Raw genomic sequence first — 17515 nt, forward strand, 5'->3', positions numbered from 1 at the left:
ATTTCATGGTGTTATTCAATTGCCACGCGCTTGACCAAAACGTGCTGGCCGGCTTGCAGCCGGAGCATGTATACGCCGGTGGCCAGCAGTCGGGTGTCGAAGGTGGCGGTGGCACCGGCGGCTGTCAGGCCAATGCTCCGGCTGGCCACCACTTGGCCCAGGGCGTTGAGCAGGGTGGCATGCACCTCGCGCTGGCCGGGCAGCGGCGGCAGCAGCACCGTGAAGTTGGCATGGGCGGGGTTGGGGTACAGGCTAACGGCGGCGGCATTGAGCGGAGCCGTGGTGGCCAACACCCCAGCGGCGCGGAACACCACGCTGAAGCGACCCGTGCCCGCCGTGACCAGGGCAAATGTGTAGCGGGTGCCCGTCGTGAGCAGTTGCTGGGTGCCCGTCAGGGCATCGCGCAGATACACCGTGGCCGTGCCGAAGTTGGCCAAATCGGCCACCTCAAAGCTGAAGCTGCCGGCTTGCGGCACACGCAGGGCCAGCGGCACCACCACGTCGGTAGTGCTGAGCGGGGCCAGGCCGTTGATGGCCAGCTGCGTGGTGCCAGCGAGCGAAGCCAAGTCGAGGCCGGCCGGGTTGGCCAGCTTGGTGGCGTCGTACTGCGCGTCTACGTTGGCCGTGGCGCCGGCTTCCAGGTAGAGGAAGGTTTCATCAGCGAGGCCGGCGCCGGCTAGGCGCAGCTGCAGCTGGGGGCGCGTATCGGCCATACTCCGACCAAAGGGGGGTTGCGAGCCATAGGTGGTGACCCGGTTGGAGTTGGTGAGGTTCACCTCGCCGCTGGTGCCCGGCGTGGTCACGCGCACAAAGTAGCCAGAGCCGGCCGGGATGATGGGCGAGCCGGAGCCGATGCCGTTGGTGTAGCTGCGATAAGTGCCGCTGTACTGGCCGCTGCTCTGGAACAAGTACACGGCGGCGTCCATGCCGGGGCGTTGGGCCGGGGCCACGGTGCTCCAGTCCAGCGGGCTCGGGTAGGGGTTACCTAGCAGTTGCCAGCCGGCTCTAGCATCGGTGCCGCGGGCCAGGGTTCCCGAATTTTGGGTGCCGGTATTGAACGAGCCCACAAAATCAATTAGTGCACTGCTTGGCGCGTTCACTGTGTAGCCGCGCGTGGGCTGCATGGCGTCGCCGGGGCCAGCAGGCGAGAACCAGCCTTTGTCGAAGCCAACGTAGGTGGATGTCACCGTGCTCACGCGGTTTTGGTCGTAGCCAAACACGGTGGGGAAGGGCGTCACCAGGCTGGGGGCGGCGCTGGTGTTGTAGGTGGTGTTGAACTGCGGCGTGAAGCTGCTCGTGGTCAGGTCGCCCAGCGTGGTGTTGCTCACCGGAGCCGAGTAGTGGCGGTAGCTAATCGCATTCCGGTTGTCGAGGTAGCGCTGCATGGTGCCGGTGCCGGTTACCACGCCGCCCGAGTTATCAATAAGAGCAGTGCCATTGACCGAAGAGAGCAGCGTGAAGGCCTGGCCGCTGGTGGCCAGGTTGCCGCTTTGGAGGCGGGCCACCTGGGCAATGCTCACGCCCTGGCTCAGGGTGAGGCCGGCCGGGTTGTTCACCGTCAGGTTGCGCACGGCGGCGGGCAGGCCCGCGCCCGTTACCTGCGCCGCCGTGCCGTTGTAGGTATAGGAAGCATCCGACGCATAGCTGCGGGTGCCGGTGAGCTGGATGGCGCCCGTAGCCCCGGCCGTGGTGATGCCGGTCGCGTCGCAGATGCGCAGCTCCGCGCCGGTTTGGAGCGCGAAGCTGCCGCTGCCCGTCAGGGGCTGGCAGTTGGTGATGAGCACGCCCCCGGTTTGCACCTGCACCGCGCCGGCGGCCGACGTAGGCCCGGTGAACGTGAGCGTGCCACCGTTCTGCACGGTGATGTTGTTGTAGGGGCCGCTGGCCGTCAGGTTCTGGCCGTTGGCCACGGTCAGGTCCGTGAGCGGGGCGGCCGGCGTGGTGAAGGTGGTGGTTACGGCCGCCGTGGTGCCGCTGCCGGCGCACGCTGCCTGCAGGCTCAGGGTGTAGGTCGTGTTCGGGGCCAGGCCCATTAGGGAGAAGGGCGAGGAAACCGGGGCCGTCGTGCCCGTTCCGCCTTGGGGCGTGAGTGTGGCCGTGAAGCTGGTGTTGCCCGTGCCCGCCGTGAAGCTCACATTGGCTGAGTTCTGGGTCAGGTTATTGATGGTCAAAGCTGTGGGCGCGTTGCAAACGGGCGAGGTGCAGGTAAGAGTAAGGGTGAACCTAGGGCTGCCGCTGACGCCCTGCACGAAGATGAAGTAGTTGGTGCCAGCCACGCTCGGGAAAGTTACCTGCGAAGCGACGCCATTTGTTAAGCAGGTGAGCTGGTCGTCGTTGCCGTCCACGCAGGTGAGGGCCCCGCAAGTGCCGCTGTACACAAAGACCTTCGTGTTGCCCGTGAAGGCCTGGAGGGTCGTGCAGGCGTTCACCGTGACGATGTCGCCTGTGCCTACAAACGAGTAGAACACGCCGGCCCGGTTCGCAAAGGCGCCGCCGCAGGTGCCGGTGGGGTCGCCGGCGGTGGTGGCCCCGACGGTGGTGCCCGTCACGCTCTGCCCGCAACTCAGGGCAACGGCGCCGCTGCACACGTCATTGGCCATCGCGAGGGTGGTGAAGGTGGTGGTGGCGGCTGTGGACGTAAGGCCGCCCGTGCAGTTGGCCACCACCGAAACCGTGTAGGTGGTGCTGGGCGTCAGGCCGGTGAGGGCCACGGGCGAGGCGGTGGGGGCGGGCGTGACGGTGGTGGCCGTGCCGCCGGTGGGCGTGTAAGTCACGGTATAGCTCGCCGCGCTGGCCGAAAAGGTCACGTTGGCCGACGTGTTGGTGACGCTGTTGGTCGAGAGGGCGGCGGGCGCTGGGCAAACCGGTGGGTTCGTCACGCAGATGGTGAAGCCCCCGTTAGAGCTGGACGTCGGGGGAAAACTGGAGAAGCTGTAAACGCGCACGTAGTAAGTCGCGCCCACGCTCAGGCCCGTGGCTGTGATGGTTTCAACCCCGCCGCGGGGGGTGGCATCGGCGCAGGCAACGGTGGTGCCGGGGCAGGCGCCGTCGCGCAGGTCGAGCACGGCGTCGAAGGTCATGTTGCCCGTCACCGTCACGGTGTGCGTGGTGTTGGTGGCCACGAATGAGTACCACACATCGTCATCGGCCGTGCCACCGCAGGAGCCAGCCGCCGTCGAGGCCGTAGCCCCGAGCGTGCTACCCGTAGTTCGGGAACAGGCGACGTTGGAAGCGAGCGAAACAGCCCCCGCGCATTCGTCGTTGGCCGGCACGCTGGGGAGCGTCTGGAAGGAGCCGACCAGGGGGGAAGTTGCCGTCAGGCCACCGCTGCAGTTGCCGGTCACCGTCACGCTGTACTGGGTGCCGGGCGTCAGGCCGGTGAGGGCAATGGGCGAGGCCGCGCCGGTGGTCATTTGGGCCGTGCCGCCGGTGGGCGTGTAGTTCACGGTGTAGCTCGTATTGCCGTTGCCACCCGTGAATTCTACGTTGGCGCTGGTGGTTGTAATCGCGCTCACTGCCGTCAAGGTAGGGGCCGCACAGGCCGGCGGGGCTACGCAGGCAATGGAAGCCGCAAACCCCGTGCTGACGATGCTAGCGTTCGAGGAGAACACCAAGGTGAGCTGGCCCGTCGAATTGGTAGCGGTGACCGTGCCGGGGCTGTTGGTGCTAGAGTGGGACCCGATAAGAGGAGCTGAGGTCGTCGGCCCGTCGTAGATGCGCAGAAAGTCAACCGCGCCTTCCGTGCTGAAGGAAGAGAACACCAGCTGCACCCGCGAGCCCGCCGTGGCCGGCGTCAGTACGCTGGTCAGGCTCTCGTTATTCTGGTAGTTGCCGCTGGCACCGCCCGAATCGTAGATGGTACCGGAACAAGTCGTCGCGTTGGTCCCAATGGTGAACACCTGGGCCCGGGCGCCGGTGCTGCACAATAGCAGCACCAGCAAGGCCAGTACCAATAGCCGGCCGGTGCGGAATGATACAGGCCGCGGCCGGGCGGGCCGCCTTGCTTGTAAAAAGTTTCTCATAAGCGAAAAGTAAAGGTGATTTGGCACTGGGTTTTAGGAAGCTTTTTTTGAACTTATAAGTGTTAAGGTACGACCCAAGCGAATTAGATGCGGTTTTCCCCAAGAGATAAGCGGCTTTGTAAAGTGCGGCGGCGTACTATTTTGATGACATAATTAAAATCTGTCTTCTACAATATAAACGGCTTAGATTACTGTGGCTACCCTTCAGCTTAACGGCTCTTGGTTAAGTACTGTTGTTGCGTTTTTGCAGCAATCAGCCCAATAAGGGGGGATGGGCGGTGGCCCACGGCCTGCGCGGGTGCGGCTCGGTTTCTGGTGGCAGCCGGGCACAATGCCTACCTTGCGGCTCTCATTTTGGCTTGCTGTTCCGCTATGCTTCCTGCTTCCAATACGTCTCTTCCGGCAGACGCTCCCATCGATTACCATCCCCTCATCCGCCAGGTATTTGCCGAGATGGGCAAAGTGGTGGTGGGCCAGCAGCCGCTGCTCAGCCGCCTGCTCATTGGCCTGTTCACGGGCGGCCATATTCTGCTGGAGGGCGTGCCCGGCCTAGCCAAAACGCTCACCATCTCCACGCTGGCCAAGGTGCTGCACCTGCACTTTCAGCGCGTGCAGTTCACCCCCGACCTGCTGCCCTCCGACCTGGTGGGCACCATGATTTACAACCAGAACCAATCCATCTTCGAGGTGAAGAAGGGGCCGATTTTCGCCAACCTCGTGCTGGCCGACGAAATCAACCGCTCACCGGCCAAGGTGCAGAGCGCCCTGCTCGAAGCCATGCAGGAAAAACAGGTTACCATCGGCGACACCACCTATCCGCTCGACCTGCCCTTTTTGGTGCTGGCCACCCAAAACCCCGTGGAGCAGGAAGGCACCTACCCACTACCCGAGGCCCAGGTCGACCGCTTCATGCTGAAGGTGCACGTCGACTATCTCAAGAAAGCCGACGAGCTGGAGGTGATGCGCCGCATGGCCAACCTCAGCTTCGTAGAAGATGTGCAGCCGGTGCTCACGCAAGCCGATATCTTCGGCATTCGCCAGCAAATCAACCAGGTGCAGATTTCCGACACGCTGGAGAAGTACCTCATTGAGCTGGTGTTTGCCACCCGCCGCCCGGCCGATTACGAGCTGCCGGAGTTTGCCCAGGCCGTGCAATTCGGGGCCAGCCCGCGGGCCAGCATTGCCCTGCACCGCGCCTCCAAGGCCGTGGCTTATCTGGAGGGCCGCGACTACGTGCTGCCCGAAGACATCAAGGAAGTGGCGGCCGACGTGCTCAACCACCGCATCCTGCTCACCTACGAGGCCGAAGCCGACGGCATCCGCACCCAGGACCTGATTGAGGCCATTCTGCGCAAGGTGCCCATTAGCTAGTAAGAATCAGGAAAAGGTTTTGCCTTCACGCTACTTTGCTGCTCTATTTTATTCGCACAAAAAAAGGCTGACCGTGCGGTCAGCCTTTTTTATGCCATGTAGCAGAAGTTTATTCTACTACCACGCGTTTAACCACGAGGTCGTTGCCGGTTTTCAGCGTCAGAGTGTAGATGCCGGGGGCAAAGCTGCTTACGTTGAATTCGGTGGTGCCGCCGGCGGTGGGCAGGCTCAATTGGCGCGTGAGCACCACTTGGCCCAGCGCGTTGCTGAGCGTAGCGGTGGCGGCATGCAAACCCGCAGGTACCGTGAGCTGGAAGCTCTGGTGCGCGGGGTTCGGGTACAGATTCATCGTGGCAGCCAGCGCGTCATTGCGGGTGCCTGACAGCGTGCTCAGCGTAACACTCAGGGCAGGACGGAACGAAGTGCCAGCTACGCTTAAGTCAGTGAAGGCGATGCCATCGTTGGAGGCGAAGAAAGTGCCGACACGCAACGGCGTCTCGTCTTGGTAGGCGAGACCGAAGTTGGAAGTGCTGAGCTGCCGCACGGCAACGAAGAAAGTGCCCGAAACGGCAATGTTGGGGATAGATACCACGTCATCGCCGCCAGCCAGCGGACGCACCCGTGCCGGCGAGGTGTACAGTACGGTACCCGGGTTGCCGTTGGAAGCTGCCGACAGGATGAGAACTTGATAATTGTTCGAAGCAGTGGCGGTGCCAATGAACGTGGGCGTAACCGCCGATACAGACGATGACGCGGCGTTGGTGGTGTATTTTGAGTAGAAAGTGGCCGTGTTAACGGTGGTGGAGTTGGAGCCGAAACCGCCCGCGAAGGTCGTCACCGCAGGATTGGTGTAGGAAAGGGTGCCGGCCGAAAGAGTTTGTTGCGTGCTGGCCGTGTTGTTGCCGGCGGCATCGTCGGCGGGCACGGCCACAGTCACGGTATTGGTGCCGGTAGCAGCCGTAACGGGATAAGCCGTGAACGTGATGGTGGTGCTGGCATTAGCGGCAATAGCCGGGATAGCCTGCGTAGTGGTGTACGTGGTAGCCCCGCTCACCGTCAGGGTGGCGTTGCGGGCGGTGCTGGCGGCACTACCTACGTTCTTAATAACGGCACTCACAACCACCGGCGATGCGTAGCTCGAAACGGTGCCCAGCGTGTAGATGGTTTGCACGCTCAAGTCGTTGGCATACACTACAGTAGGAGTGAAGCGGTAAGTGCGGCCGGCATCCGGGCGTACGTTGCCGCTGTAGTTGAAGGCGCCGGTGGCGTTGGTGTAGAAGCCGGTGATGAAAGTGGCCGCGCTCCAAAGCGTGGTGCCGGGGCCGGTTTTGTTCACCAAAACGGTTTGGCCGTTGGCCGAGCTCGAACCTTTCAGGCCCACTACGGCAAAGCGGTAGTCGTCGGCGTTGGGGCCCTGCGTGGCGGTGTTGTACACAAACTCCACGTTGTTGGTGGTTTCGTACAGCTTCACCTGGAAGCTTATCGAACTGTATTGCAGGTCGTAGAGCGCCGTTTTGTCGCTCACGTTCTTCCACTGAATGGTGCACACCCGGTTGGGGGCCGTGCCCGTGGTAGCCACCCGGTACTCGGTGCCGCCGGCGGCGGTACCCGCTGCCAGGTCCATGTTGAAGGGCGCAATGATGTTTACGTTGGCCGGGTTCGTGCTGGAGATAGGGTCGGGAATGGTAGGGGTGGTGCTTTCCTGCAGAAATAGGGCGGCTGCCGAAGGCGCCGCGGCCCCCAGCCGGATAAAGCCGTTCGTGTTCAGTACGAACTGCGTGAAGGCCGCGCCGTTGTAGTTGAACGTGAAGCCAATGTTTTGCGCCGCCGAGTTGTCGTCGTCGGTGTTGGCCGTGGCAATGGCCGCGCCCGTGGTGCCCAGGTCGGTATAGGTACCGGCCACGTTTTGCGCGTTCGTGGGCGTGTAGTTGAAGGTTTGCGCGTGCGCCAATACGGGCAGCAAGGCAACGGGCAGCAGCCGACTAGCTCGCTTCAGCTGCGTTTGTAGGGATGAGAACATGAAAAAGGGAAAAGGTGGTGAATATGAAGAGGGGAAAAAACGAAACAAAAAAAAGCTCAACAGCCAGCTACTGGGGGTGCTCAGGCGTAAGCTGCGCCCAAGTTACGGCCGCAACGAGCAAAGCGTTCGATAAAAGAGCCAGGCTGGCCATGTGCAGGGCCCTAAGTGCCCGCCGCCGATACGGCTTGCATTAAAGTCACGGCATTGCCGGAAGGGTTGCATCCCGCCACGGGCATAAAGGTGCGCGCCGGCTCGCCCGGGCGCAGGGCCAGGCCGTGGGTATAGGTCTTGTCATAGTAATCGAGCACCAGCTCCACCATGCGCTCGAAGTCGCCGGCCTCGACGGCCGCCAGCGCCTGCTGGGTGGCCAGTCCCCCCAGGCGCTTGTGCAGCCGCTCGATGGCCGCCGCCAGCTCGGCGGGGCTTTCGGCGCCGTATTCGGCGGCCAGCTTGGTCACGCGGGCTTCGCGGGGCACTTGCAGCACGTAGCGCGGGGCCTGACGCATTTGCTCAAATAAGGCCACCGGGATGGTGAGGCGCCCAATCTGCCGGCTTTCGTCTTCCACCCACACCGGCACATTAGGGGGCAACTGCAGCAGGGCGGCGGCCAGGTTGTTTTCGAACTGCTCCTGCGTCGGCTGGACGGGCTGCCCAATGGCCCCAAAGGCCGAGCCCTTGTGGTGGGCCAGCCCTTCGAGGTCGAGCACCGGCTGCCCGTGCTCGGCGGCCAGCGCGTGCAGCACGTCGGTTTTGCCGCTGCCGGTGAGGCCACCCAGCACGCGCCACGGCCGCGGCTCGGCAAACGCGGCCAGCACCGCCCGGCGGTAGTCCTTGTAGCCTTTGTCGAGCAAATGCACTTTGAAGCCGGCCAGTTCCAGCAGCCACAGCACGGCGCCGCTGCGCATGCCGCCGCGCCAGCAGTGCAGGCGCACTTCCTTGCCGGGGGCCAGCTTTTTGGCCTGTTTCACCATCGCCGACATCTTCGGCCCAAAGAATTCGAGGCCCAGGTGCACGGCCTTCTCCTGGCTTATCTGCTTGTAGGCCGTGCCAATGCGGGCCCGTTCCTCGTCGGTGAACAGCGGCAGGCTGAGGGCGCCCGGCACGTGGCCCTGGGCAAACTCAATGGGCGCCCGCACGTCGAGGATGGGGTAGGGCAGGGCTTCGAACTCGGCAAGGGGGTGGCGGGGCATGGTGGGCGGTGTACGGACGTAAAAAGAAAACAGTCGGACGCGCGCGTCTGGTGCGTCCAAGGCACCCCGGAGGCACCCACCACCGGTGGCGGGCGCCTCCGGGGCCGTCTGGATAGGCCCGGCAGCGGTGGCGGGTGCTTCCGGGGGCATCTGGACAGGCCCGGCAGCGCTGCCCGGTGCTTCTGGAACTGTCCGGATAGGCCCGGCAGCGCGGCCCGGCCTACCGCAGCTGCTGCTTATACAGCTGCACCGTGTTTTCGAGGCCCAGGTAAATGGCGTCGCAAATCAGCGCGTGGCCGATGCTCACCTCGGCCAGTTCGGGCAGCTGCTGGTGCAGGAACGCCAGGTTGTCGAGGTCGAGGTCGTGGCCGGCGTTCACGCCCAGGCCCAGCTGGCCGGCGCGGGCGGCGGTGGCGCGGTAGGGGGCCACGGCGGCTTCGCGGTCGGCGGAGTACTGCACGGCATAGGCTTCGGTGTAGAGCTCAATGCGGTCGGTACCGGTGCTCTGGGCCGCTTCCAGCAGGCGCAGGTCGGGGTCGAGGAAGATGCTGACGCGGGCGCCGAATGATTTCAGCTCGGCCACCACCTCGCGCAGAAACTGCTGGTGCGTGATGGTGTCCCAGCCCGCGTTGGAGGTAATGGCGTCGGGGGCGTCGGGCACCAGCGTCACCTGCTCAGGACGCACCTCGCGGCACAGGGCCAGGAAGTCGGGCGTGGGGTTGCCCTCCACGTTCAGCTCGGTGCTGACGATGTGCTTCAGGTCGCGCACGTCCTGGTAGCGGATGTGGCGCTCGTCGGGCCGCGGGTGCACCGTGATGCCCTCGGCTCCAAACCGCTCAATGTCGCGGGCGGCCTGCAGAATGTCGGGGCGGTTGTGGCCCCGGGCGTTGCGCAGGGTGGCCAGTTTGTTGATGTTGACGCTGAGCTTGGTCATGTTTTTCAGGGCAAGAGGGTGCGGGGGTAGGAGGGCAGGAGGAATTTGAAAAAGCAAAAGAACGTCATGCAGAGCGCAGCGAAGCATCTTGCTCGCGCAGCCCAATTCATTCGATTGGATTACTTGCTGCGGGCAAGATGCTTCGCTGCGCTCTGCATGACGTTCTTTGCGTCGTTCTGTTTGTCCAATTGCCTCACCACTCCACCTCATCATGCTCAAAAACGACATCGACGCCGCCATCAAGCAAGCCATGCTGGCCAAAGACAAAGTGCGCCTCACCGCCCTGCGCAGCATCAAATCGCAGATTATGCTGGCCGAAACGGCCGAGGGCGCCAGCGCCGCCGGCCTCACGCCTGAGGCCGAGCTCAAGCTCCTCAACAAAGCTGCCAAGCAACGCCGCGACGCCGCCACCATTTATAAGGAGCAGTTCCGTTCCGAACTAGAGGCCAACGAGCTGGCCGAGCTGGCCATCATCGAAGAATTCCTGCCCGCCCAGCTCACCGAAGCCGACCTCGTGGAGCGCCTCGTGCACATCATCCAGCGCGTGGGCGCCACCGGCCCCTCCGACCTGGGCAAGGTGATGGGCGTGGCCGCCCGCGAGCTCTCGGGTCAGGCCGACGGCAAGCGCATCTCCGACGTGCTGGGCCACCTGCTGAACAACACGAACCTGTAATGAAATTTTGAGGGTTGAGTTTTAAGTGTTTAATGAGCAGCTATTGGGGATTCCAGCAAAAGCGCAACTCAACATTCAACCCTCAAAACTCAACCTTTTCAACATGACTGCCCTCGACATCCTGCTGTTGCTGCCCATCGGCATCGGAGCCGTGAAGGGCTACCGGCGCGGGCTGGTGCTGGAGGTGGTGTCGCTGCTGGCCTTCGTGCTGGCGGCAGTAGGCGGGCTCAGCCTGCTCTCGGCGGCGGTGCCACTGGTGCGGCAGTACGTGGGCGATGCTTTCGGGATGCTGCCGCTGCTGTCGTTTGCGCTGGTGTTTGTGGGCATTATGTGGGGCGTGCACCTGCTGGGCGGCCTGCTCAAAACCGCCGTGCACCTCACCCCGCTGGGCGTGCTCGACAACCTGCTGGGCGGCGCGGCCGGCGTGCTGAAATGGCTACTCGGCCTGAGCCTGTTGCTGCATGGCACGGCGCTGGCAGGCCTGCCTCTGCTTTCAGCCAACCTCGTGGCTGGCTCGCAGGTGCTGCCCATTGTGCGGCAGGCCACCCCGCTAGCCCTGCAAATCACCGGCTACGTGCTGCCCATCGCCCAGGACCTGCTGGTTCGGATGCGGGCAGCGTTTGTGAAGGGTTGAGTGTTGAGGGTTGAATGTTGAGTTGCACATGCCCCCAAATCCTTCCTTCAATTCAACATTCAACCCTCAACACTCAACCCTTCAAAGAATGCGCCTGCTGCTGCTCGACAACTTCGATTCCTTCACCTTCACGTTGGCCGACTACCTGCGCCAGCTGGGAACCGAAGTCATCGTGCGGCGCAACGACGTGGCATTATCGGAGCTGCAGCAACTGGTTTTTGATGCCATCGTTCTCTCGCCGGGCCCCGGCACGCCGGCCGACGCCGGCGTGATGCCCGCCGTTATTCAGCATTACCACCAGCGGGTGCCCATGCTGGGCGTATGCCTGGGCCACCAGGCGCTGGGCGAGTTTTTTGGCGGCGAAGTGGTGCGGGCGGCGCGCCCGGTGCACGGCAAAGTCTCAGATATGCAGTGCGCCCCCCACGAGCCGCTGTTTGCGGGGCTGCCTGCTATTCAGCCGGTCACGCGCTACCACTCGCTGCTGGTGCGCGAGCCGTTGCCCGCCGCCCTGGTGCCGCTGGCCCGCACCACCGGCCCGGTACCCGAACTCATGGCCCTGCGCCACCGCACGCTGCCGCTCTACGGCGTCCAGTTCCATCCCGAAGCCCTGCTCACGCCGCACGGGCTGGCAATTTTGGGCAATTGGCTCCGTTGTTGTATCATTGCCGAAACCGCCGGGAATTGACGAGAAACGAGATGGAATTGCGCCGCCAGCACCAACACGGGTACGAGTACGTGGACGAAGGCCAGGGCCCCGTGCTGCTGCTGCTGCACGGCCTGTTCGGCGCGCTCAGCAACTGGCAGGACGTAGTGGAGGAGTTTGCGTCCGACCACCGCGTCATCATCCCCCTGTTGCCCATCTACGACATGCCCCTCACCCAGGCCGGCGTGCCGGGCCTGGTGGCTTATGTCGAAGGCTTCGTGAAAGCTCTGGCGCTGCCGCCGTCGTTCACGGTGCTCGGCAACTCGCTGGGTGGGCACATTGCCTTGGTGTATGCCCTGAGCAACCCGGCCCGCGTGAGCCGCCTCGTGCTCACCGGCAGCAGCGGTTTGTTTGAAGACAGCATGGGCGGCTCCTTCCCCAAGCGCGGCAATTACGCCTATGTGCAGGAGCGGGTGGGCTACACTTTTTACGACCCTGCCATTGCCACCCAGGAACTGGTTGACGAAATCTTCAACGTCACCAACTCCAATGCCAAGTGTCTGCGCATCATTGCCATTGCCCGCTCGGCTCAGCGCCACAACCTGAGCAAGGAGCTGACGAAAGTAGCGGTGCCCACGCTGCTGGTGTGGGGGCTGAACGATACCATCACGCCCCCGCCGGTGGCCCACGAGTTTGCCCGCCTGCTGCCCCAGGCCGAGCTGCGCTTCCTCGACCACTGCGGCCACGCCCCCATGATGGAGCGTCCCGCCGGCTTCAACGCCTACCTGCGCCACTTTTTGCGTACTACTGCCACGGCGCCCGCCGCCGCTGCCTAAACGGCGGGTATCTTTTCGGCGGCTCGATTGTTGTTCGTTAAACCATCACGCCCCCGGGCACTGTTTTATTTATCCTTTCCACCCATATCGTCCTTATTTGCCGTTTACCTCATTATTAGCCTGAATAATATGCCTGCCCTGCTCGCCGAGGACTTACTCAACGAAATGATTCCGCCCCTGAAAGGCACCGATTCGGCGGGCAAAGCAGCGCGCTGGCTCGATGAGTTTCACGTGGCCCAACTGCCGGTGCTCGACAACCGCCACTACCGCGGCCTCGTGACCGAGTCTGACCTGGCCGATTTCGACGACCCCGAAACCCTGCTTTCCGAACTTTCGCTCGGCTACGCCGATACGTACGTGCGCCCCGACCAGCACTTTTACCGCGTGATGGAGCTGGCCATCGAAAATAAAATCCAGCTCGTGCCCGTCGTCGATGAGCACCAGGAGTACGCGGGCGTGGTCACCATTGCCGATGCCTTGGCTGCCTTCGGTCAGCAGCCGGCCGGCGGAGGTCAAGGCGGCATCATCGTCCTCACCATGGAGGAGCGCGACTACTCGCTCACCCAAATCAGCCGCTACGTAGAGGAGAATAATGCCAAGGTGCTCAGCGCCCTGGTAGCGCAGGACGAAGTCGACCCCGCCCGCATCCGCCTCACCCTCAAACTAAACACCGACAACCTGACCCGCATCACCGCCACGCTGGAGCGGTTTGGCTACGTGGTCACGGCGCAGTTCAGCGGCACCGCTGCCCCCAATGAGGACGAGCAGGACCGCTACGATGCCCTGCTGCGGTACCTGAGCGTTTGATAAGCGGGTGCTCGGAGTCTTCTTACTATTGCTGCGGATGCTGTTGGCCAGCCCGGCCATTAGCCAGGCGCCCGCCGACACGCTGCCCCGCCCGCTGAAACCTGTGGTAGCGCCCGCCGATACGCTGGTGCGCGTGCTCCCCTGCCAGGGAGTAGACCGCGCGCCTGTGGGCTCCATCCTGTTTTTGGGCAATGCCGTCACCAAGGAGCGCATCCTGCGGGTTGAGCTCGACTTTCGCGAAAGCGATACGCTGGCCGTGGCCGACATAGCCGGCCGCCTCGAAGCCAACCGCAGCCGCTTGTTCAATTTGCAGCTGTTTCATGCGGTGGTGGTGCAGGCCAGCTGCAGCGGCGGGAAGTGGCTTATCGTATTCGGCCTGCAGGAACGACTCTACACCTTCCCGGTGCCCATCTTCTCGCTGGCCGACCGCAACCTGCGCTCCTGGCTCGACCGCTCCGACCGCTGGCGCCGGCTCGATTACGGTGTGCACTTGGTGCGCACCAACTTCCGCGGCCGCAACGAGCAAGTCAGTGCCAACCTGCAACTTGGGTTCAACCGCAAGTACGAGTTGTTCTACGAAGCACCTGGCCTGGGGCACTACCGCCGCCTGGGCCTCGGCGCGGGTGTGTCTTACTACCAAAGTCACACCCTCGACTACATCACTCTAGCCGACCGCCTCGTGCCGTTTCGGGCCGATGAGAGCTTTCCCATTCAGCGCTTCTACGCCACGGCGGGGCTGCGGCTGCGCCACACGGTGCAGTTCCTCACCGCGTTCGATGTTTCCTACCACCGTGAGCGAATTACCGATTCCATCAACTTTTACAACCCCGTGTATTACCTGGGCCGTACCCAGCGCGAATACCTCGACCTGACGCTCACCAGCACCCGTAACCAGCGCAAAACCTTTGCCTACCCGCTCACCGGCCAATACGCGCAGGTCTCGCTTTCACACCGCGTCTTTCTGGGGGGTGTCGCGCCCGGCATCACCACGCTGCACCTCAGCTACTCGCGCTATCTGGCGTTGGGGCACAATTTCTACTACAGCATCGGCCTGAGCGGACAAACGCGCCTCGCCCGGCACCTGGCCTACGCCGACTCCCGCGCCCTGGGCTACGCCGACCTGGTGCGGGGCTACGACGAGTACGTTATCGACGGCCGGCACTACGGCCTGGTGCAGCAGGGGGTGTCGTATGCTTTGTTAAAGCCCCGCGCCATTCGCCTGGGTAGCATCGACAATCCCAAAATCAACACCATCCCGCTCGCCGTCTACCTCAATATCTTTACCGACGCCGGCTATGTGGTCGCGCCGGTTGTACCGCCCCAAAACCGTTTGCCGAATCAGTTATTAAGCTCCGTTGGCCTCGGCCTGCACCTGGTCACGTACTACGACCGGGTCTTTACCGTCGAGTATACCCTGAACGGCCTCGGCCAGACAGGCTACTTTTTCAGAGCCGAATTCCCCATCTAAATGGTTTTGCGCCCGGGCTCCAGGTTATTAATTTGTTGTGAATCTTCCGGCGGACCCGCGCTTGCTGCTGGCATAAGCGCGTTCGCCCCTTCCGCATGAAAATCGCCATCCTCGGCAAGCCCTTCAACGACGAAGCCGCCCCCGCCATCCAAGCCCTGCTCGACGACCTGGCCGCGCGCCGGGCCGAAGTCCGCATCGGCGAATCCTTCCGCACCTTCCTCGACAACCGCCTGCGTCTGCCTCCCGGCACCACCGAGTTCCGGCGCGGCGACTCGTTGCGCGGGGTGCAGTTCGTCCTCAGCATCGGCGGCGACGGCACCCTGCTCGACACCGTCACCTACGTCGGCAGCCTGCAAATCCCCATCCTGGGCATTCACACCGGCCGTTTAGGCTTCTTGGCTACCATCACCCCCGACCGCATTGCCCAAGCCATCGACGCCCTCTATAAAGGCCATTTCACCCTCGAAGAGCGCAGCTTGATTCGCGTCGACACCGACCCCGACGTATTCGGTAGCCTCAATTTCGGGCTCAACGAGTTCAGTGTCCTCAAGCGTGACACGTCGTCCATGATTGTGGTGCATACGTATATCGACGGCGAGTACCTGAACTCCTACTGGGCCGACGGCCTGGTGGTGGCCACTCCCACGGGCTCTACCGGCTATTCCCTGAGCTGCGGCGGCCCCGTGATGCTGCCCCAAACAAACAATTTCATTATTGCTCCCGTATGCCCCCACAATCTGAATGTGCGCCCCTTGGTGGTGTCGGACCAGAGCGTGATTTCCTTCGAAATCGAAGGCCGTAGCACCAGCTATATGCTGGCGCTCGACTCCCGCTCCCTTCCCGTCGAAGCCTCCGTTCAGATTGCCGTTCGCCGAGAAACATTCAATGCCCGCCTAGTAAAACTCAACCACGTAAACTTCCTAAGTACCTTGCGCAGCAAACTCAACTGGGGTTTGGACCGCCGAAACCCAGTTGGCATACAAGTCTAACGGTCAGTTTTTTTAGGAAAAAATGGGGGAAACTTTTTTTAGTTCCCGATTAGGCCTACTTTTGTCACCGTCTGAAACTGCGCATTCACTGCACTGCCCTCACACCTCGAAACTCGAATCATCATTTTCGTTGCCTTATGAAAAATATTTTCACTTATTCCTCGGCAATTGCGCTTGGGCTGGCCTTGGTGGCCACACCGGATGCAGATGCTCAGCAGTTCAGCAAGCGCAAGCAATACAACTCGATTGGCTTCAGCCTGAACGCCATGAACTATTTCGGTGATGTTACGCCGGTTACTAACTTCACCAGCTTGCGCCTCGGTGCTACCCGCGTAGGGGCTGGCGTATCCATTACCCGCCGCTTTTATCCGCGTGTGTCTGGTCGTTTTGGCGTTTCCTACGGCCGTATCTCGGGTGATGATGCTCTGGCTGCCAACCAGGACGACCCCAACGCTCGTTTTCGCTATAATCGGAACTTCTCTTTCCGGAACGACATTCTCGAAGCTTCGGCTGTTGCCATCATCGACCTGATTGAAAACCGCAACAACTATTTGAAGCGCCCGGACTTTGTGCCTTATGTATTCGCGGGTGTTGCTGGTTTCTATCACAACCCGAAAGGCTTGGTAGGGCCTAATGCTGGTGGTGGACTGACCGAGGGCGAATATGTTGCCCTAGCTGACGTGCAAACTGAAGGCCAAGCCAGCAAATACGGACAGACCCAATTCTCTATTCCCTTTGGTGGTGGTATCCGTTACCGCATCAACCGGAATTTCGATGCAAGCCTCGAAATCGGCTGGCGTAAAACGTTTACCGATTATCTTGATGACGTGGGAGGTAAGTTTGCTGACCCCGCCAAACTGGTTACACCGGCTCAGCAGTATTTCGGTCGTAATATTACCCGTAGTATTTCTATGCCAGATGGTAACTTTAACGCTGGTACTTTCCCTGGCTTTACGAATCCCACCGCGCAACGTGGTGACGTCGGCAATAAAACCGACTGGTACATCGTTACCGGCGTTACGTTGAACTACATCTTGACGCCCCGCATCAAGAACCCCAAATTCCGCTAACCAGCGGCCGCTGGTTGAGGCCCTTTCCTAGCCAGTAGATTGTTTAAATGACAAATTCGATTTTCAACACCGCACTCCTCGTTTGCCTTGTGCAAGCGGGGAGTGCGTTTTTTTGTGCATCGGCTCATGCACAAAACACCAGCGAACTGGGCATAGGCATCGGCGCTACCAACTACCGCGGCGAAATTTCACCGGAGTACCAGCTGCAGAATAGCCGCCCTGCCTTCACCGTGTTCTATCGCAAAGACGTATCGGTGCCCATCACCCTGCGGGGGGGCCTCACCGCCGGGTTGCTACGGGCCGATGACGGCAACGTGAGCGGCTCCAACGGTGGGGTGCCGCCCTTGCTAGGCTATCGGCAGGCCAACACCAAGGGAAGCATTCTGGAAGCATCGGCAGTGGTGGAGTATAACTTCTTGGACTACCACTACCGTACCGATAAGATACATTTTACGCCGTATCTGTTTGCGGGCCTAGCAGCTTTCTACGCCAATACCAGCACCGTCACCAACAATTCCCGCCTCGGCAATGACCTCAACCGGGACGGAAGTATGCTGGGCTTCTCTATCCCGGCGGGAGCTGGCTTGAAATATGCGTTGTCGGAGCACCTCAATCTGGGACTGGAAGTGGGAGTGCGCAAGGCTTTCACCGACCAACTTGACCATTTGGGCGACCAAGACCCGCTGCTGGTGAACCCGCACGACCAGGATTGGTATTACTATAGCGGCTTAAGTCTGTCCTATACTTTTTATAAAATACCCTGCCCCAGCCAATACAAAAAGAATAAAAAGCTGCTCAAATAGCTGCTGCGAGGGGCGAAGAGGCTGAAAAACAAAGGGCTTTGCCCGGGTTATTACC

The 17515-nt window shown here is 61.9% G+C and carries 14 protein-coding genes; 10 read left to right on the forward strand and 4 right to left on the reverse strand.

Features of this window, described 5'->3' with window-relative positions:
- Positions 1-11: 11 nt before the first annotated feature.
- Entirely contained in the window at positions 12-4022 is a 4011-nt protein-coding gene (locus tag MTP16_RS08770) for a fibronectin type III domain-containing protein (protein ID WP_243518335.1), read from the reverse strand.
- Between the two features lie 372 nt (positions 4023-4394).
- On the opposite strand from MTP16_RS08770, the gene MTP16_RS08775 reads away from it, so the two are divergent.
- Positions 4395-5393: an AAA family ATPase gene (locus MTP16_RS08775; protein WP_243518337.1), complete on the forward strand. Its 999-nt coding sequence runs from the start codon at positions 4395-4397 to the stop codon at positions 5391-5393.
- A 109-nt stretch (positions 5394-5502) separates the two neighbouring features.
- On the opposite strand, the gene MTP16_RS08780 is transcribed toward MTP16_RS08775, so the two are convergent.
- The 3 genes from MTP16_RS08780 to MTP16_RS08790 all read right to left on the reverse strand — a co-directional run bounded on the left by MTP16_RS08780 (position 5503) and on the right by MTP16_RS08790 (position 9537).
- Complete coding sequence (locus MTP16_RS08780) at positions 5503-7413, reverse strand: T9SS type A sorting domain-containing protein (RefSeq protein WP_243518355.1); 1911 nt, start codon at positions 7411-7413, stop codon at positions 5503-5505.
- Between the two features lie 161 nt (positions 7414-7574).
- Positions 7575-8603: a tRNA 2-selenouridine(34) synthase MnmH gene (mnmH, locus tag MTP16_RS08785; RefSeq protein WP_243518367.1), complete on the reverse strand. Its 1029-nt coding sequence runs from the start codon at positions 8601-8603 to the stop codon at positions 7575-7577.
- Between the two features lie 220 nt (positions 8604-8823).
- Positions 8824-9537 (reverse strand): pyridoxine 5'-phosphate synthase, encoded by a 714-nt coding sequence (locus tag MTP16_RS08790; RefSeq protein ID WP_243518370.1) that lies wholly within the window; start codon positions 9535-9537, stop codon positions 8824-8826.
- A 208-nt stretch (positions 9538-9745) separates the two neighbouring features.
- On the opposite strand from MTP16_RS08790, the gene MTP16_RS08795 reads away from it, so the two are divergent.
- From MTP16_RS08795 to porG, 9 genes are all read left to right on the forward strand, one after another.
- Positions 9746-10210 carry a GatB/YqeY domain-containing protein gene (locus tag MTP16_RS08795; protein ID WP_243520011.1) on the forward strand — a complete coding sequence of 155 codons (465 nt, stop codon included), beginning with the start codon at positions 9746-9748 and terminating at the stop codon, positions 10208-10210.
- Positions 10211-10313: 103 nt separating this feature from the next.
- Positions 10314-10844 carry a CvpA family protein gene (locus tag MTP16_RS08800; protein ID WP_243518373.1) on the forward strand — a complete coding sequence of 177 codons (531 nt, stop codon included), beginning with the start codon at positions 10314-10316 and terminating at the stop codon, positions 10842-10844.
- An 88-nt stretch (positions 10845-10932) separates the two neighbouring features.
- Entirely contained in the window at positions 10933-11529 is a 597-nt protein-coding gene (locus MTP16_RS08805) for an anthranilate synthase component II (protein WP_243518374.1), read from the forward strand.
- Between the two features lie 11 nt (positions 11530-11540).
- Entirely contained in the window at positions 11541-12323 is a 783-nt protein-coding gene (locus tag MTP16_RS08810; RefSeq protein ID WP_243520013.1) for an alpha/beta fold hydrolase, read from the forward strand.
- A gap of 129 nt (positions 12324-12452) precedes the next feature.
- Positions 12453-13130, forward strand: a complete 678-nt coding sequence (locus MTP16_RS08815) for a CBS domain-containing protein (protein WP_243518386.1) — start codon at positions 12453-12455, stop codon at positions 13128-13130.
- Between the two features lie 37 nt (positions 13131-13167).
- Positions 13168-14598, forward strand: a complete 1431-nt coding sequence (locus tag MTP16_RS08820; protein WP_243518389.1) for a BamA/TamA family outer membrane protein — start codon at positions 13168-13170, stop codon at positions 14596-14598.
- A gap of 95 nt (positions 14599-14693) precedes the next feature.
- On the forward strand, positions 14694-15587 hold the full coding sequence (locus tag MTP16_RS08825; protein ID WP_243518391.1) for an NAD kinase: 894 nt from the start codon (positions 14694-14696) through the stop codon (positions 15585-15587).
- 137 nt (positions 15588-15724) lie between these two features.
- Positions 15725-16657, forward strand: a complete 933-nt coding sequence (locus tag MTP16_RS08830; protein WP_243518393.1) for a DUF6089 family protein — start codon at positions 15725-15727, stop codon at positions 16655-16657.
- A gap of 47 nt (positions 16658-16704) precedes the next feature.
- Positions 16705-17460, forward strand: a complete 756-nt coding sequence (gene porG / locus MTP16_RS08835) for a type IX secretion system protein PorG (RefSeq protein ID WP_243518396.1) — start codon at positions 16705-16707, stop codon at positions 17458-17460.
- Positions 17461-17515 lie beyond the last annotated feature (55 nt).

This window comes from Hymenobacter monticola, from assembly GCF_022811645.1.
GTDB lineage: Bacteria > Bacteroidota > Bacteroidia > Cytophagales > Hymenobacteraceae > Hymenobacter > Hymenobacter monticola.

Excerpts from the sequence above, each read along its gene's own strand:
- MTP16_RS08770 (WP_243518335.1), bottom strand. The coding sequence starts at position 4,022 with ATGAGAAACTTTTTACAAGCAAGGCGGCCCGCCCGGCCGCGGCCTGTA.
- MTP16_RS08775 (WP_243518337.1), top strand. The coding sequence starts at position 4,395 with ATGCTTCCTGCTTCCAATACGTCTCTTCCGGCAGACGCTCCCATCGAT.
- MTP16_RS08780 (WP_243518355.1), bottom strand. The coding sequence starts at position 7,413 with ATGTTCTCATCCCTACAAACGCAGCTGAAGCGAGCTAGTCGGCTGCTG.
- mnmH (WP_243518367.1), bottom strand. The coding sequence starts at position 8,603 with ATGCCCCGCCACCCCCTTGCCGAGTTCGAAGCCCTGCCCTACCCCATC.
- MTP16_RS08790 (WP_243518370.1), bottom strand. The coding sequence starts at position 9,537 with ATGACCAAGCTCAGCGTCAACATCAACAAACTGGCCACCCTGCGCAAC.
- MTP16_RS08800 (WP_243518373.1), top strand. The coding sequence starts at position 10,314 with ATGACTGCCCTCGACATCCTGCTGTTGCTGCCCATCGGCATCGGAGCC.
- MTP16_RS08805 (WP_243518374.1), top strand. The coding sequence starts at position 10,933 with ATGCGCCTGCTGCTGCTCGACAACTTCGATTCCTTCACCTTCACGTTG.
- MTP16_RS08810 (WP_243520013.1), top strand. The coding sequence starts at position 11,541 with ATGGAATTGCGCCGCCAGCACCAACACGGGTACGAGTACGTGGACGAA.
- MTP16_RS08815 (WP_243518386.1), top strand. The coding sequence starts at position 12,453 with ATGCCTGCCCTGCTCGCCGAGGACTTACTCAACGAAATGATTCCGCCC.
- MTP16_RS08820 (WP_243518389.1), top strand. The coding sequence starts at position 13,168 with ATGCTGTTGGCCAGCCCGGCCATTAGCCAGGCGCCCGCCGACACGCTG.
- MTP16_RS08825 (WP_243518391.1), top strand. The coding sequence starts at position 14,694 with ATGAAAATCGCCATCCTCGGCAAGCCCTTCAACGACGAAGCCGCCCCC.
- MTP16_RS08830 (WP_243518393.1), top strand. The coding sequence starts at position 15,725 with ATGAAAAATATTTTCACTTATTCCTCGGCAATTGCGCTTGGGCTGGCC.
- porG (WP_243518396.1), top strand. The coding sequence starts at position 16,705 with ATGACAAATTCGATTTTCAACACCGCACTCCTCGTTTGCCTTGTGCAA.